A 16,297-nucleotide genomic window follows, 5' to 3' on the forward strand; every position below is an offset into this window, starting at 1 on the left:
ACCGAGATCCGCCAGGCTGTGCTATACCTGACGCAACGCAATCCGGGGAATAAACGATGAAAAGACCTGACTGTATTCGACACTGGCGCGACGTAGAAGGCGCAGATGACTCAACCTATCCCGACAGTAGTGAACGTTTTTCCATTGGCGCACCGCTGGCGCGTAAGCTCGGCCTTGGACGCATTGGTATACACCATGAGCGTTTACCGCCAGGCCGACGGACCTCTTATCCACATGCTGAAAGCGACGAAGAAGAGTTTATCTACGTGCTTGAAGGCTACCCTGAAGCCTGGATTAACGGATATTTATGGAAACTTGAACCTGGCGACAGCGTGGGCTTTCCCGCCGGAACCGGGGTCTGTCATACCTTCATCAACAACACCGACGAAGAAGTACGGCTCCTGGTGGTGGGTGAGGCCAACAAGAAGCATAACCGTATCTATTACCCGCTTAATCCGGAGTACGCCGCCACGCGCGACGATCGCTGGGTAGACCACCCTCCTCAGTTTTTTGGACCGCACGATGGAAAACCTGGGAAAAAATAATTTCCTCTTCTATAAATATTGAGGGCCGTCACAAATAACTACAGGCCTGGCGGGAATTTAACTTAAGGAAATAGCGGGTCTTTTTGCACTTATTCACAGCAATAGTTCGTTCCTGTTTGGGAGATAACAGACAGGGGTTATTTAATAACAGACTATAAGACGAGCATACTGTGAAAAAACATTTTAAATTTTCGGTGGTTAGCATCGCTGTCTCCTTGTTTATGGCAAATCAGGCGGGAGCAGCCAATACCTGGACAGAATCACGTAGCGACGCCATGGGGGGCACGGGTGTCGCGGCCGGAAACTATGGCAGCGGGGCGTTAATCAACCCTGCGCTACTGGCGAAGGCGAAACCGGACGACGATGTGACGGTTATTTTACCGTCCGCTGGCGTGCAGGTAACCGATGAAGACAATCTTCAGGATGAGATTGATACCATCAATGATAAAATCAACCATTACAAAGACGTGGTTGATAACCTTACACCGATTGAGATCATTACCAACCCGTTAGGTTCCATCAACCAGTTCCAGGGCGCGGCGAAAGATCTCGCCGATGAGCTGGACTATCTCAAGGGCAAAACGGCACGCGCCACGGCGGGTGCGGGGATAGCCGTCAGTATTCCTAACGAAGTCCTTTCCGTGGCCTTTATGGCTAAAGGCTATGCCCACGGACGCGTCAGTTCTTCTATTGATCAGCAAGATATTGATTACCTGCGCGGTATTCAACGCAGCGATGCGGTGGCTGCCGGCGTTGCACTGGACGCTGCGCTGAACGGCACCGATCAAATCACGAAAAACCTCAACTCAACGGCGTCTGGCCGGGCGGCAATTGTCTCCGACTATGGTATCGCGGTGGCGCGTCAGTTCGAGCTTGGCGGTGTTCCGGTGTCTGTTGGCGTGACTCCAAAACTGCAAAAGACCTGGGTCTATAACTACACCACCTCCATTTACGATTATGACAGCAACAAGTGGAACGACAGTCGCTACCGTACTGACGACACCGGCTTTAACGTTGATGCCGGTATCGCGGCCGATTTTGGTGAGCACTGGACGGTCGGCGTGAGCGGACAAAACCTGATGTCACGCGATATCGACACCAAAGACATTCGCATCCGCAACGGGCGCACGGGGGAGGTGGTGAGCTATAAAGACACCTACCAGATCCGCCCTCTGGTTACCGCGGGTGCCGCCTGGCATAACGATCTGGTGACGTTAACCGCCGATGGCGATCTGACGGAAACCAAAGGCTTCAAAAGCGAAGACACTTCTCAGTATGTTGGCGTAGGCGCCGAAGTGACGCCGCTGAACTGGCTGGCGGTGCGTGCGGGTTTCCGTGCTGACATGAAAGGTAACGACAGCAATGTCTTTACTGGCGGTGTCGGTTTTGCACCGTTTAACACGGTCCATGTCGACCTGATGGGCCTGTATGGTGAAGACGAGACCTGGGGCGCAGGCGCCCAGCTGAGCATGACCTTCTAAAGTGCACCGGAGGCGCTGCGCCTCCGGCTTTTCTTTGTGCTATAGTAGCGCCCCCTTTTCACCAGATGCTTAAAACTTCGCCATGTCGTCAGAATTACAGACTGCTTTCCCTGCATACCGTTTCTCCATTGCGCCGATGCTCGACTGGACGGACAGACACTGTCGCTACTTCCTGCGTCAGCTCTCCCGCCATACGTTGCTGTACACCGAAATGGTGACCACCGGAGCAATTATTCACGGAAAGGGCGACTATCTGGCCTACAGCGAAGAAGAGCATCCGGTTGCGCTGCAGCTTGGCGGTAGCGATCCCGCTGCGCTGGCGCAGTGTGCGAAGCTTGCAGAAGCGCGCGGCTATGACGAGATTAACCTTAACGTTGGCTGTCCGTCCGATCGTGTGCAGAACGGCATGTTCGGCGCGTGTCTGATGGGCAATGCATCGCTGGTGGCAGACTGCATCAAGGCGATGCGCGATGTGGTTTCCATTCCGGTGACGGTCAAGACCCGTATCGGCATTGACGACCAGGACAGCTACGAATTTCTCTGCGATTTTATCAATACGGTCTCCGGCAAAGGCGAGTGCGAGATGTTTATCATCCATGCACGTAAAGCCTGGCTCTCCGGACTTAGCCCGAAAGAGAACCGTGAAATCCCGCCGCTGGACTACCCGCGCGTGTACCAGCTAAAACGTGACTTCCCGCAGCTCACGATGTCGATCAACGGCGGCATTAAATCGCTGGAAGAGGCCAAAACACACCTGGAGCATATGGATGGCGTAATGGTCGGGCGCGAGGCGTATCAAAATCCAGGCATTCTGGCGACGGTCGACAGGGAAATCTTTGGCGTTGAAGGCGCAGATACCGACCCGGTGGCCGTGGTACGCGCCATGTATCCCTACATTGAGCGTGAGCTGAGTAACGGGACGTACCTTGGTCATATCACCCGTCATATGCTGGGCCTGTTCCAGGGGATCCCGGGAGCACGCCAGTGGCGTCGCTACCTTAGCGAGAACGCGCATAAAGCCGGTGCAGATATCGAGGTGCTGGAACACGCGCTACGTCTGGTCGCTGATAAGCGATAATTTTCGCTAAAAGATCGTCAAATTCACCACGCCTCGCACACCCGTGCGGGGCGTTTTGCTTTAAGAACAGCGGGTTATGGTTGGCATGATTCTTGTAATGATCGCGGTATCATTTGGGAACGCATGGGAGAGCACCATGTTAGAACTACTTTTTGTGATTGGCTTTTTTGTCATGCTGATGATGACGGGGATTTCCCTGCTCGGGATTCTGGCGGCTATCGTCGTGGCGACGGTGGTCATGTTTATCGGGGGATTATTTGCCCTGACGCTGAAGCTCCTGCCGTGGCTGCTGCTGGCCATTGCCGTGGTGTGGGTAATACGGGCGATTAAATCACCAAAACTGCCCACTTATCAGCGCAATAACCGTTTTCGTTACTAAGGTATTGAGGTGTTCGTCACATACCTGCAACTTTTCCGGCAGCATTGCTTAGAACAGAATAGGATTTACTTATCGAATCTGTCACTATGACTGCCGCTAAAGAATTCATCGAGCTGTACCCTACATACAGCCGAACTAAAAAAAAGAAAGGGCTTCCCACGGGAAGCCCAATTTCTTTTTAGGGGTCAGGGAATTAACAGACTTGAACCCTGTGTCGCTCTGCTCTCCAGCACCTCATGTGCACGCCTGGCATCGGTTAGCGCGTATTTCTGCGCCTCCGCCACATCCACTTTAATCACGCCGCTGGCGATCAGCGAAAAGAGTTCGTTGCTGGCCTCGATCAGCTCTTCCCGGTTAGTGATATACCCCTGCAGGGAAGGGCGAGTCACATACAGCGACCCTTTCTGGTTGAGAATGCCAAGATTAATGCCGGTCACGGCGCCCGAGGCGTTGCCGAAGCTCACCATCAGACCGCGACGCTGCAGACAGTCCAGCGACGCCTCCCAGGTATCTTTACCCACCGAGTCATAAACCACGCGCACCTTTTTGCCGTTGGTTATCTCTTTGAGGCGCTCAGCAATGCTCTCTTCACGGTAGTTAATCACCTGCCAGGCGCCGGCCTGAAGCGCGCGCTGGGCTTTTTGTGCACTGCCCACCGTGCCGATAAGTTTTGCACCGAGCGCTTTGGCCCACTGACAGGCGATCAGCCCCACGCCGCCCGCCGCGGCATGAAACAGGAACTGCTCGTCAGGTTTGATCTCATAGGTTTTGCGCAGCAGATAATAGACCGTGAGCCCTTTCAGGAATGAGGCGGCCGCTTGTTCAAACGAGATGGCATTTGGCAAAAGGGCGGCTTTATCGGCTGGCACGTTGTGCACGGAGCTGTAGGCACCCAGCGCGGATTGCGCGTACACCACGCGATCGCCCTCTTTAATATGCTTAACGGCGCTGCCCACTTTGAGCACGACGCCTGCCGCTTCCGTTCCCAGTCCGCTTGGCATGGAGGGAGGCGGATAGAGACCGCCGCGAATATAGGTGTCGATGTAGTTAATGCCGATGGCTTTGTTTTCAACCTGAACTTCGTTTTCACCAGGCGCTGCGGGGGTAAACTCCACCGCGTTTAACACTTCTGGCCCACCATGTTTCTGGAATTCAATGCGCGTTGCCATGCTCCCTCCGTCAGAAAAATATGGTAATCTTTCGACCCACTCTTTATCTCGGTAACTCCATTCACTATGGCAGGAAACAAACCCTTCAACAAACAGACTGAACCTCGCGAGCGTGATTTCCAGGTCGCAGGATTAAAAGTCCCGCCGCACTCGATTGAAGCGGAACAGTCGGTGTTGGGCGGTTTAATGCTGGATAACGAACGCTGGGACGACGTCGCCGAGCGCGTGGTGTCCGAGGATTTCTATACCCGTCCGCACCGTCATATCTTTACCGAAATGGCACGTCTGCAGGAGTCGGGCAGCCCGATTGACCTTATCACGCTCGCGGAATCGCTGGAGCGTCAGGGGCAACTGGACAGCGTGGGTGGGTTTGCTTACCTGGCGGAACTGTCAAAAAACACGCCAAGTGCGGCGAATATCAGCGCTTATGCCGATATTGTGCGCGAACGTGCGGTTGTTCGTGAGATGATCTCGGTGGCGAATGAGATCGCCGAAGCCGGTTTTGATCCGCAGGGGCGTACCAGCGAAGACCTGCTTGATCTGGCCGAGTCCCGCGTCTTTAAAATCGCGGAAAGCCGGGCAAATAAAGACGAAGGCCCGAAAAATATCGCTGATGTGCTTGATGCTACCGTCGCGCGTATTGAGCAACTGTTCCAGCAGCCGCACGACGGTGTCACCGGCGTGAACACCGGCTATGACGATCTCAATAAGAAAACCGCGGGTCTGCAGCCGTCGGATTTGATTATCGTCGCGGCGCGTCCCTCCATGGGTAAAACGACATTTGCGATGAACCTCGTCGAAAATGCGGCGATGCTGCAGGACAAGCCAGTTCTTATCTTCAGTCTTGAGATGCCATCAGAACAGATCATGATGCGTTCTCTGGCGTCGCTGTCACGCGTGGATCAGACCCGTATCCGTACCGGCCAGCTCGACGATGAGGACTGGGCGCGTATCTCCGGCACCATGGGTATCCTGCTGGAAAAACGGAATATTTATATCGATGACTCCTCCGGCCTGACGCCGACGGAAGTGCGCTCCCGTGCGCGCCGTATCGCCCGTGAACATGGCGGCATTGGCCTTATCATGATTGACTACCTTCAGCTGATGCGCGTGCCGTCGCTGTCCGACAACCGTACGCTGGAAATCGCGGAGATTTCCCGCTCGCTCAAGGCGTTAGCCAAAGAGTTGCATGTGCCCGTGGTGGCGCTGTCACAGCTTAACCGCTCCCTGGAACAACGTGCTGATAAGCGCCCGGTCAACTCCGACCTGCGTGAATCGGGCTCCATCGAGCAGGATGCCGACTTAATCATGTTCATCTACCGTGATGAGGTTTATCACGAGAACAGCGACCTGAAAGGGATCGCCGAAATTATTATTGGTAAACAACGTAACGGCCCTATCGGTACGGTACGTCTGACCTTTAACGGACAGTGGTCGCGTTTCGACAACTACGCCGGTCCTCAATATGATGATGAGTAATTTCTAAGGAATTCAAATGCAAGCGGCAACTGTAGTCATTAACCGCCGCGCTCTGCGACACAACCTGCAACGTCTGCGTGAACTGGCTCCCGCCAGTAAACTCGTTGCAGTCGTGAAAGCGAACGCTTACGGACACGGTCTTATTGAGACCGCGCGAACGCTCCCCGATGCCGACGCCTTTGGCGTCGCCCGTCTTGAAGAAGCCATCCGCCTGCGCGCGGGTGGGATCACTCAACCGATTTTGCTGCTGGAAGGCTTTTTTGAAGCGGCAGATCTGCCGACCATTGCTGACCAGCATCTGCACACCGCGGTACATAACGAAGAACAACTCGCGGCGCTGGAAACCGCCGAGCTGAGTGAGCCGGTCACCGTCTGGATGAAGCTCGATACCGGCATGCACCGTCTGGGCGTGCGCCCGGAAAAGGCGGACGCGTTTTATCAGCGTCTGTGTCAGTGCAAAAACGTCCGTCAGCCGGTGAATATCGTGAGCCACTTTGCCCGTGCCGATGAGCCCGAGTGTGGCGCGACCGAGCAGCAGCTGGATATTTTTAATACTTTCTGCGAAGGCAAGCCAGGAATGCGCTCCATTGCCGCGTCTGGCGGTATTTTGCTGTGGCCGCAGTCGCACTTCGACTGGGCGCGTCCAGGCATTATTCTTTACGGCGTCTCTCCGCTGGAGAACAGACCCTGGGGGCCGGATTTTGGTTTCCAGCCGGTAATGTCCCTTGTGTCTAACCTGATTGCCGTGCGCGATCACAAAGCGGGTGAGCCCGTGGGCTACGGCGGAACCTGGACCAGCGAGCGCGACACACGCCTTGGCGTGGTGGCGATGGGCTATGGCGACGGTTATCCCCGTGCCGCGCCTTCCGGCACGCCGGTGCTGGTCAATGGCCGTGAAGCGAACATCGTGGGCCGCGTGGCGATGGACATGATCTGTATTGACCTCGGACCAGATGCACAGGATAAACCGGGTGATGACGTGGTGATGTGGGGTGAGGGTTTGCCTGTTGAACGCATCGCTGAAATCACAAAAGTGAGTGCTTACGAACTTATCACGCGCCTGACATCAAGGATTGCGATGAAGTACATCGACTAACAGACCTTTCCAGGGAGGGGTAATGTCACCATCCGAAATGGCCGCTTGTCTGGCTTATGCCCTCTCGGTCTGGCTGGCTGCCAGAAACAGTATTCACACGTGGTGGATAGGCATCATCGGCAGTGGGCTTTATGGCTGGGTCTTTTATTCGGTTCAGCTTTACGCAGACGTTACCCTGCAGCTCTTTTTCATCATCACCAGCATCACCGGCTGGGTGCACTGGCTCAAAGGTCATCGCGGGGAGGTATTGCCCGTTCGGCGTACCCGGCTCAGACATTTCTTCATCCTGCTCGCCTGCGCCCTGCTGGTGGCCGCGATTTATGGCCTGATCTTGCATCGCTACACTAACGCCTGGGCCCCCTGGGTGGACTCCGTTATTTTGACATTCAGCGTGCTTGCACAGTTTATGTTAATGGGGCGACGCCTGGAGAACTGGTACGTCTGGCTGGCTGTAAACACGCTGGCGGTCCCGTTATATGCGATGAGAGATCTGCATTTGACCGCGGGTTTATATCTGGTGTTTTGGTTTAATGCCTGGCACGGTTTATATCAGTGGCGTAAGGAGATTCGCACCCAGTGAAGCCTTATTGCGACGGTCTGGTTGTGGGCAAATTCGCGCCATTACATGTGGGGCATGAAGCGCTGATAAATGCTGCGCTGGCCCAGTGTGAGACGGTCTATATCATCAGTTATTCGCGTCCGGAAATCCCGGGTTATGACCCCGACAAGCGCCTTCACTGGTTAAGCGCGCGCTTCCCGCAATGTCATCACCTTGTGCTGACGCCGGAGGTCATCGCGACCCATGCGCTTGAACCACTGCCGCATAATGATGCGGATGCCGATCTTCACCGGCATTACGTGGCAACGCTGTGTGAAAAAATACTTCACTGCCAGCCGCAGGCCGTATTTACCGCCGAAGACTACGGCGACGGATTTGCGGCGGTGTTAAGCCAGCGTTTTGGCAAGCAGGTTACGCATGTCCGCCTCCAGCGTCCGAAAGGGCCTGATGCGCCCTCGGGAACCCTGATACGTTCTGACGTCCATCGCTACCGCACGATGATGTCCCCGGAGGTCTACCGTAGCTTTGTCTTTCGGATTTGTTTATTAGGGGGCGAATCGACAGGAAAAAGCACGCTTTCCCGCGCACTGGCGACGACGCTCAACGCCCCATTTGTCGCCGAGTTTGGCCGAGAATATTGGGAAGAGAAGAACGGCGTGCTGGGATGCGACGATCTGCTGCATATTGCCCGCGAGCAGGTGCGTCGTGAAGCGATGGCCAGCACGGCTCCCTTCCTGGTTTGCGATACCTCGCCCTTAACAACGCTGTTTTATATGCTCGACCAGTTTGGCAGCGCGCCACGCGAGCTAGAGGAATTAGCCGGGCGCGCATATTCTCTGGTGGTGCTCTGTGGCGATGAGTTTCCTTTTGTTCAGGATGGTACCCGTCAGGGGGCTGCATTCCGCCAGCGACAACAGGCATGGTACATCCGCGCGTTAACTGACAGAAATATCCCCTATCTGCCTGTTTCTGGTTCGCTTGCTGAACGCATTGAACAGATTCGACGACATCTGCAGGAACGGATCTGATATCGCTCTCGATCTTCTGTCATATCCGGTTTATTGTTGAAATCCCTGCCTCATCGAATTCCGGAGAATCATCGCGTGTTTCAGAAAGTTGACGCCTATGCCGGCGACCCCATTCTCTCCTTAATGGAGCGTTTCAAAGAAGATCCTCGCAGCGACAAAGTCAACCTCAGTATTGGTTTGTATTACAACGAGGAGGGCATTATTCCTCAGCTGCAAGCCGTAGCAGAAGCGGAAGCGCGTCTTAACGCCGTCCCGCACGGAGCCTCGCTCTATCTGCCAATGGAAGGGTTAAACAGCTACCGCAACACCATTGCGCCGCTGCTGTTTGGTGCCGATCACGCCGTGCTGACACAAAAACGGGTGGCGACCATCCAGACGCTGGGTGGCTCGGGCGCATTAAAAGTTGGCGCTGACTTTCTGAAAAAATACTTCCCGGATTCTGGCGTGTGGGTCAGTGACCCGACGTGGGAAAACCACGTGGCGATTTTTGAGGGCGCGGGCTTTACGGTGCAGACCTATCCGTGGTTTGACAGCGAAACCAACGGCGTGCGTGTTGACGCGCTGCTGGAAAAACTGAATACGCTTCCGGAGCGCAGTATTGTTCTGCTACATCCGTGCTGCCATAACCCGACCGGTGCAGACCTGACTAATGCCCAGTGGGATGCGGTAATCGACGTGCTGAAGACGCGTAACCTGATCCCCTTCCTCGACATCGCCTATCAGGGCTTTGGCGCGGGCATGGAAGAAGATGCCTACGCTATCCGCGCCGTTGCCAGCGCCGGACTGCCTGCGCTGGTCAGCAACTCGTTCTCAAAAATCTTCTCCCTGTACGGTGAGCGCGTCGGCGGCCTGTCAGTGGTCTGTGAGGACGCTGAAGCGGCCGGGCGTGTGCTCGGTCAGCTGAAGGCGACCGTGCGCCGCATTTACTCCAGCCCGCCAAACTTTGGTGCGCAGGTAGTCGCCACGGTGCTGGGTGACGATCGGCTGAAAGCGTCGTGGCTCGCCGAAGTGGAATCTATGCGCAAGCGCATCCTGACAATGCGTCAGGAGCTGGTCGACGTGCTGAAAGAGGCCGTCCCAGGGCATAATTTTGACTATCTGCTTAAGCAGCGCGGGATGTTCAGCTACACCGGCCTCAGCGCGGCTCAGGTCGATCGCCTGCGTGAAGAGTTCGGCGTCTACCTGATTTCCAGCGGCCGTATGTGCGTGGCGGGGCTTAATGCCAGCAACGTTCATCGTGTTGCGCAGGCGTTTGCTGCAGTGATGTAAGCACTCACTATCATCCCTCTCTCCCTGCGGGAGAGGGCCGAGTGAGAGCATCAGGACGCACAAAAATCTTGCCCGGTGGCGCTGCGTCTACCGGGCTTTCAGACCTCATCCGCGCTTTGTGATCTTCTTCTTTTTATTCAGCTTCATAAGTAAAAACTCCTTCCCTTCATCTCCCCCCGGGGTTATGGTCGGATAGTTTTTTGACCATTCACTCAAAATAAAACGATAACAAACTGAATATTCAGGGGAAAACATGCGCAAGATCACACTGGCGCTCAGCGCCGCCTGCTTATTGTTCTCGCTAAATAGTGCCGTCGTCGCGCGCGCTTCCGCACCGACGCCGCTTTACACCGGCACAACAGCCGCCATGCTTGCCGAGCAAGCACCTGTTCACTGGGTATCCGTAGCCCAAATCGAAAATAGCCTGTTAGGGCGCCCGCCAATGGCTGTAGGCTTTGATATCGACGATACGGTCCTGTTTTCCAGCCCGGGATTCTGGCGGGGCAAAAAAACCTACTCACCGGACAGCGAAGCGTATCTGAAGAACCCCGAGTTCTGGGAAAAGATGAATAACGGCTGGGACGAGTTCAGCATTCCTAAAGAGGTGGCGCGCGCGCTTATCGCCATGCACGTTAAACGCGGTGACAGCATTTACTTTGTGACCGGACGCAGCCAGACCAAAACCGAAACCGTCTCTAAAACGCTGCAGGATGATTTTCAGATCCCGGCTTCCAGCATGAATCCGGTTATTTTTGCCGGCGACAAACCTGGCCAAAACACCAAAACCCAATGGCTGGAACAGAAGAACATCAAAGTCTTCTATGGCGATTCAGATAACGATATCACCGCCGCGTATGACGTCGGAGCCAGAGGGATCAGGGTGTTACGCGCCTCAAACTCTACGTATCGACCGTTGCCCATGGCCGGAAAGTTTGGCGAAGAAGTGATTGTTAATTCTGAGTATTAACCGCCGGGCGGCGAGGTTGCCTCTTTTTTAATCAAATCTCGTCGCTGTGGGTTTTACCTTTCGCTTTCTTGCTGCACACTTAGAAAGATTCATCTTTCATAACGGAGCAGCACATGTGGTATCAACAGACCCTGACCTTAAGCGCGAAACCTCGTGGATTTCATCTGGTGACTGATGAAGTCATTGGGCAAATTCGCGACCTCTCGCGCATCAGGACGGGGTTACTGCATCTGCTGCTTCAGCACACGTCAGCCTCTCTCACGCTTAATGAAAATTGCGATCCCACCGTCCGGTCTGACATGGAGCAGCATTTTCTCAAAACCGTTCCGGACAACGCCCCTTATGAACACGACTATGAGGGAGCAGATGACATGCCGTCGCATATCAAATCCTCTCTGCTGGGCGTATCGCTGATGCTGCCGGTGCACAATGGTCGGTTACTGCTGGGAACGTGGCAAGGGATCTGGCTGGGAGAACATCGTATTCACGGTGGTTCGCGTAAAATTATCGCAACGCTACAAGGGGAATAAAGATGACAATTTCGGAGCTAATTCAGTACTGCATGAGTAAACCTGGCGCGGAGCAGAGCGTTCACAGCGACTGGAAAGCCACGCAGATTAAAGTGGGGGATATTCTGTTTGCGATGGTGAAAGAGGTTGAGGGTCGCCCGGCGGCGTCACTGAAAACCAGCCCGGAACTGGCGGAGCTGTTACGCCAGCAGCACCATGACGTCCGGCCAAGCAAGCATCTCAACAAAGCGCACTGGAGCACCGTTTATCTCGACGGTTCACTGCCGGGTTCGCAAATTTACTATCTGGTGGACGCGTCTTATCAGCAGGCGGTAGAGCTGCTGCCGGAAGCGACCCGACAGCAACTCTCCGTGTGACAATTACAGCAACGGTTTGAGGAAGCGCGCGGTGTGCGAGGCTTCGCACTCTGCAACGGTCTCTGGCGTACCGGAGACGAGGATTTCACCGCCGCCGCTGCCGCCTTCCGGGCCGAGATCGACAATCCAGTCCGCGGTTTTAATCACGTCCAGGTTGTGTTCAATGACCACAATCGTGTTGCCCTGATCGCGAAGCTGATGCAGAACATCAAGCAGCTGCTGGATATCGGCAAAGTGCAGACCGGTGGTCGGCTCATCGAGAATGTACAGCGTCTGGCCGGTACCGCGTTTGGAGAGCTCACGCGCCAGCTTCACGCGCTGTGCTTCACCGCCAGACAGCGTGGTGGCAGACTGCCCCAGACGAATATAGGTCAGGCCCACATCCATCAGCGTCTGCAGCTTACGCGCCAGCGCAGGGACCGCGTCAAAGAACTCACGCGCCTCTTCGATGGTCATATCCAGCACTTCGTGGATGGTTTTGCCTTTGTACTTAATCTCCAGCGTTTCGCGGTTATAGCGTTTGCCTTTGCACTGGTCGCACGGCACGTAAATATCCGGCAGGAAGTGCATCTCAACCTTGATAACCCCGTCGCCCTGGCACGCCTCACAGCGTCCGCCGCGCACGTTAAAGCTGAAACGTCCTGGCGTATACCCGCGTGAACGCGCTTCCGGCACACCTGCAAACAGTTCACGTACGGGTGTGAACACGCCCGTATAGGTGGCAGGGTTGGAACGCGGAGTCCGCCCGATTGGACTCTGATCGATATCGATCACTTTATCGAAATGCTCCAGCCCCTGGATGTCACGGTACGGCGCCGGTTCGGCCAGCGTCGCGCCGTTCAGCTGCGTCTGCGCAATCGGGAACAGCGTATCGTTGATCAGCGTCGACTTACCGGAACCGGATACGCCGGTGATACAGGTAAACAGCCCAACCGGCAGCGTCAGCGTCACATCTTTCAGGTTATTGCCGCGGGCGCCGGTCAGCTTCAGCACTTTTTCCGGGTTCGCCGGTACACGCTGTTTCGGCACTTCAATCTTGCGCTTGCCGCTCATGTACTGGCCGGTCAATGACTCCGGCACCGCCATAATATCTTTCAACGTTCCTTCCGCGACCACCTGACCGCCGTGTACGCCAGCGCCCGGGCCGATATCGATAACGTGGTCAGCGGCGCGGATCGCGTCTTCATCGTGCTCAACCACAATCACCGTGTTACCGAGATTACGCAGGTGGACAAGCGTGCCGAGCAGACGCTCGTTGTCACGCTGGTGCAGGCCGATTGAGGGTTCATCCAGCACATACATCACGCCGACCAGGCCTGCGCCAATCTGGCTCGCGAGGCGGATACGCTGAGCTTCGCCACCGGAGAGGGTCTCTGCGGAGCGGGAAAGCGTCAGGTAATTCAGGCCGACGTTCACCAGGAACTTCAGACGATCGCCGATCTCTTTCAGCACTTTTTCCGCGATTTTCGCGCGCTGGCCGGAGAGCTTCAGGTTGTTGAAGAAGTCCATCGCGTGACCGATGCTCATGTCTGAGATGGTCGGCAGCGCCGTGTTTTCAACAAACACATGGCGAGCTTCACGGCGCAGACGCGTACCTTCACAGGTCGCACAGGAACGGTTGCTGATAAACTTCGCCAGCTCCTCGCGAACCGCGCTGGATTCGGTCTCTTTGTAGCGGCGCTCCATATTGTGCAGCACCCCTTCAAACGGGTGACGGCGCACGGAGGTATCACCGCGATCGTTCATGTACTTGAACTCGATGTTCTCTTTGCCGGAACCGAACAGCACCACTTTGTGCACGTTCGGGTTCAGGCTGGCCCACGGGGCTTCGACGTCGAATTTATAGTGCTCTGCCAGCGACTTCAGCATCTGGAAATAGTAGAAGTTGCGGCGATCCCATCCGCGGATCGCACCGCCAGCCAGCGACAGCTCCGGGTTTTGGATCACGCGGTCCGGGTCAAAATATTGCTGTACGCCCAGCCCGTCACACGTCGGACAGGCGCCCGCCGGGTTGTTGAACGAGAACAGACGCGGCTCCAGCTCGCGCATGCTGTAACCACAAATCGGACAGGCAAAGTTGGCGGAGAAGAGCAGCTCTTCCGCTTTCGGGTTATCCATATCGGAGACCACGGCCGTACCGCCAGAGAGTTCCAGCGCGGTTTCGAAGGATTCGGCCAGGCGGGTCGCCAGATCGTCACGGACTTTGAAACGGTCAATCACCACTTCGATGGTGTGCTTCTTCTGCAGCTCCAGCTTAGGCGGATCCGACAGGTCACACACTTCGCCGTCGATACGGGCGCGGATATAGCCCTGGCTTGCCAGGTTCTCCAGCGTTTTAGTGTGCTCGCCCTTACGTTCTTTAATGATGGGCGCCAGCAGCATCAGGCGTTTACCTTCCGGCTGCGACAGCACGTTATCCACCATCTGGCTTACGGTCTGCGCGGCCAGCGGGACGTCGTGATCCGGGCAGCGCGGCTCACCCACGCGTGCATACAGCAGACGCAGGTAGTCATGAATTTCGGTAATCGTACCAACCGTTGAACGCGGGTTATGCGAGGTGGATTTCTGCTCAATGGAGATAGCAGGTGATAACCCTTCAATATGGTCTACATCCGGTTTTTCCATCAGTGACAGGAACTGACGTGCGTATGCAGAAAGTGACTCCACGTAACGACGCTGTCCTTCGGCATATAAAGTGTCGAAAGCCAGTGAGGATTTGCCAGACCCCGAAAGCCCGGTCACGACGATGAGTTTGTCGCGAGGGATTATGAGGTTGATATTCTTGAGATTGTGGGTGCGGGCGCCCCGAACTTCGATCTTATCCATTCACCTTTCCCGGTTGGAACACGGATTGCCTGGTTTGTTTGAAGGACAAACGGCTGTCAGAAACGGCTAATTATGACACAAAATGACCTGTTTGAATATACAGTATTGGAATGCATTTTCTGATTCACTGTGTAACAATGTCGAGTTCGCGAGAGATTTCGGAACCGACTACGCAACTATGCAAATTGCAGCGTGGAAATGGTACACTCGCGCGTTTACACTATTAAGAAACGTATTCAGGAGACACGAACATGGCCAGCAGAGGCGTAAACAAGGTGATTCTCGTCGGTAATCTGGGCCAGGACCCGGAAGTACGCTACATGCCGAGTGGTGGCGCAGTTGCCAACATTACGCTGGCTACTTCCGAATCCTGGCGTGATAAAGCGACCGGTGAGATGAAAGAGCAGACCGAATGGCACCGCGTTGTGCTGTTTGGCAAACTGGCGGAAGTGGCTGGTGAGTATCTGCGTAAAGGTTCTCAGGTTTATATTGAAGGCCAACTGCGTACCCGCAAATGGACCGATCAAGCCGGCGCTGAGAAGTACACCACGGAAGTTGTGGTCAACGTGGGTGGCACCATGCAGATGCTCGGTGGCCGTCAGGGCGGTGGCGCACCAGCAGGTGGCGGTCAGCAGCAGCAGGGCGGTTGGGGTCAGCCTCAGCAGCCACAGGGCGGCAACCAGTTCAGCGGTGGCGCGCAGTCTCGCCCACAGCAGCAGTCCGCGCCAGCACCGTCTAACGAACCCCCAATGGACTTCGACGACGATATTCCGTTCTGATATCCGACGGTTTAAAACAAAAAACCCAGACCTCGGTCTGGGTTTTTTTATTCATCTCAGGGATCAGGTAATCACCATCGGCCAGTCTGGCGGGGTATGGCTCATGGCTTCCACCATGACCACTTTAATATTTTCCCAGACGGCAGCGAGATCCAGCAGGGTGATGCCAAGCAGGCCCGTTGCGAACCAGCATGCTGCGCCCAACCCCAACAGGGTGCTGATGACAGCAAGGCCAGCATAGTCAGATTTACGAAACTGAATGTTTAGCGTGCTGGCCAGGAACATCAGCACCGCACTTAACAAAGGCCAGCGCAGGAGAACCATGCTGGTAGTAATGGTTGCCATAAAACCCATCCTCAACAAAACAGACGAACTGAATGAAACAGTGTTTCTCGTTACACAATATGTGTGAACTATATCACATTTGTTGATTTATTCGCCAGCCTCAGACGGGTGAAAAAAGCAGGAATTATCACAGCCAGGCGTCGCACGAGGATTGAGGGGAAAATATATCTTTGCACGCTAATGACCCCCTTTTATCGCTTCCAGGTAATAAATTCATTGAGATAACAAAACCTCTGCAAATTGAGGTGTGCTGTAGAACGTTTACAGCAACAACCCTTTGGATTATGCTTGAGTGGATAAATAAATTTACTCGCATTCTATAATTCAGGTTTTTGAATTTTATTGGTTTTTTTCTCTTTGTACGTTTTTAATTACACACAACGTCTCGCACTCCAGCTGTGTTGATATTCA

16 protein-coding genes are annotated in these 16,297 nt (G+C 54.9%); 13 read left to right on the forward strand and 3 right to left on the reverse strand.

The features are described 5' to 3' along the window. Window positions 1-56 precede the first annotated feature (56 nt). From ACN9MQ_RS01355 to pspG, 4 genes are all read left to right on the forward strand, one after another. Window positions 57-545, forward strand: coding sequence for a cupin domain-containing protein (locus tag ACN9MQ_RS01355; protein WP_032679386.1), 489 nt, complete (start codon window positions 57-59; stop codon window positions 543-545). Window positions 546-766: 221 nt separating this feature from the next. After that, window positions 767-2,026 carry a conjugal transfer protein TraF gene (gene traF / locus ACN9MQ_RS01360; RefSeq protein WP_426021613.1) on the forward strand — a complete coding sequence of 420 codons (1,260 nt, stop codon included), beginning with the start codon at window positions 767-769 and terminating at the stop codon, window positions 2,024-2,026. A gap of 82 nt (window positions 2,027-2,108) precedes the next feature. Further along, on the forward strand, window positions 2,109-3,104 hold the full coding sequence (gene dusA / locus ACN9MQ_RS01365) for a tRNA dihydrouridine(20/20a) synthase DusA (protein ID WP_104440757.1): 996 nt from the start codon (window positions 2,109-2,111) through the stop codon (window positions 3,102-3,104). 136 nt (window positions 3,105-3,240) lie between these two features. After that, window positions 3,241-3,483 carry an envelope stress response protein PspG gene (gene pspG, locus ACN9MQ_RS01370; RefSeq protein ID WP_020882842.1) on the forward strand — a complete coding sequence of 81 codons (243 nt, stop codon included), beginning with the start codon at window positions 3,241-3,243 and terminating at the stop codon, window positions 3,481-3,483. A 185-nt stretch (window positions 3,484-3,668) separates the two neighbouring features. Here the strand turns inward: pspG and ACN9MQ_RS01375 are convergent, their stop codons facing one another. After that, window positions 3,669-4,652 (reverse strand): quinone oxidoreductase, encoded by a 984-nt coding sequence (locus ACN9MQ_RS01375; protein WP_014168211.1) that lies wholly within the window; start codon window positions 4,650-4,652, stop codon window positions 3,669-3,671. A 66-nt stretch (window positions 4,653-4,718) separates the two neighbouring features. Here ACN9MQ_RS01375 and dnaB point away from each other — a divergent pair, with 66 nt between their 5' ends. The 8 genes from dnaB (at window position 4,719) to ACN9MQ_RS01415 (ending at window position 11,936) form a co-directional block, all read left to right on the forward strand. Next, a complete protein-coding gene (gene dnaB / locus ACN9MQ_RS01380; protein ID WP_008503375.1) occupies window positions 4,719-6,131 on the forward strand; it encodes a replicative DNA helicase in 1,413 nt (470 codons plus the stop codon). Between the two features lie 16 nt (window positions 6,132-6,147). After that, entirely contained in the window at window positions 6,148-7,227 is a 1,080-nt protein-coding gene (gene alr / locus ACN9MQ_RS01385) for an alanine racemase (protein ID WP_426021603.1), read from the forward strand. 22 nt (window positions 7,228-7,249) lie between these two features. Continuing rightward, the gene (gene pnuC / locus ACN9MQ_RS01390; protein WP_426021604.1) at window positions 7,250-7,807 is read left to right on the forward strand and encodes a nicotinamide riboside transporter PnuC; all 558 of its coding nucleotides are present in this window, start codon (window positions 7,250-7,252) and stop codon (window positions 7,805-7,807) included. Next, the gene (locus tag ACN9MQ_RS01395; RefSeq protein WP_014168214.1) at window positions 7,804-8,814 is read left to right on the forward strand and encodes an AAA family ATPase; all 1,011 of its coding nucleotides are present in this window, start codon (window positions 7,804-7,806) and stop codon (window positions 8,812-8,814) included. Before pnuC ends, ACN9MQ_RS01395 begins: the two co-directional genes overlap by 4 nt. Window positions 8,815-8,889: 75 nt before the next feature. Next, window positions 8,890-10,083, forward strand: a complete 1,194-nt coding sequence (gene tyrB, locus ACN9MQ_RS01400) for an aromatic amino acid transaminase (RefSeq protein ID WP_032679391.1) — start codon at window positions 8,890-8,892, stop codon at window positions 10,081-10,083. A gap of 253 nt (window positions 10,084-10,336) precedes the next feature. Further along, window positions 10,337-11,050, forward strand: coding sequence for an acid phosphatase AphA (gene aphA / locus ACN9MQ_RS01405; protein ID WP_426021605.1), 714 nt, complete (start codon window positions 10,337-10,339; stop codon window positions 11,048-11,050). A gap of 113 nt (window positions 11,051-11,163) precedes the next feature. Further along, window positions 11,164-11,580: a secondary thiamine-phosphate synthase enzyme YjbQ gene (locus tag ACN9MQ_RS01410; protein ID WP_014168218.1), complete on the forward strand. Its 417-nt coding sequence runs from the start codon at window positions 11,164-11,166 to the stop codon at window positions 11,578-11,580. Between the two features lie 2 nt (window positions 11,581-11,582). Next, the gene (locus ACN9MQ_RS01415; protein ID WP_426021606.1) at window positions 11,583-11,936 is read left to right on the forward strand and encodes an MmcQ/YjbR family DNA-binding protein; all 354 of its coding nucleotides are present in this window, start codon (window positions 11,583-11,585) and stop codon (window positions 11,934-11,936) included. A 3-nt stretch (window positions 11,937-11,939) separates the two neighbouring features. On the opposite strand, the gene uvrA is transcribed toward ACN9MQ_RS01415, so the two are convergent. Then, on the reverse strand, window positions 11,940-14,762 hold the full coding sequence (uvrA, locus tag ACN9MQ_RS01420) for an excinuclease ABC subunit UvrA (protein ID WP_014168220.1): 2,823 nt from the start codon (window positions 14,760-14,762) through the stop codon (window positions 11,940-11,942). A gap of 251 nt (window positions 14,763-15,013) precedes the next feature. Here uvrA and ssb1 point away from each other — a divergent pair, with 251 nt between their 5' ends. Beyond that, a complete protein-coding gene (gene ssb1 / locus ACN9MQ_RS01425; RefSeq protein WP_020882840.1) occupies window positions 15,014-15,541 on the forward strand; it encodes a single-stranded DNA-binding protein SSB1 in 528 nt (175 codons plus the stop codon). A gap of 63 nt (window positions 15,542-15,604) precedes the next feature. On the opposite strand, the gene ACN9MQ_RS01430 is transcribed toward ssb1, so the two are convergent. Next, window positions 15,605-15,886: a YjcB family protein gene (locus ACN9MQ_RS01430; RefSeq protein WP_020882839.1), complete on the reverse strand. Its 282-nt coding sequence runs from the start codon at window positions 15,884-15,886 to the stop codon at window positions 15,605-15,607. Window positions 15,887-16,297: the final 411 nt, after the last annotated feature.

The sequence above is a fragment of the Enterobacter sp. R-25 genome (assembly GCF_049913205.1).
In the GTDB taxonomy this organism is placed as follows: Bacteria; Pseudomonadota; Gammaproteobacteria; order Enterobacterales; family Enterobacteriaceae; genus Enterobacter; species Enterobacter ludwigii.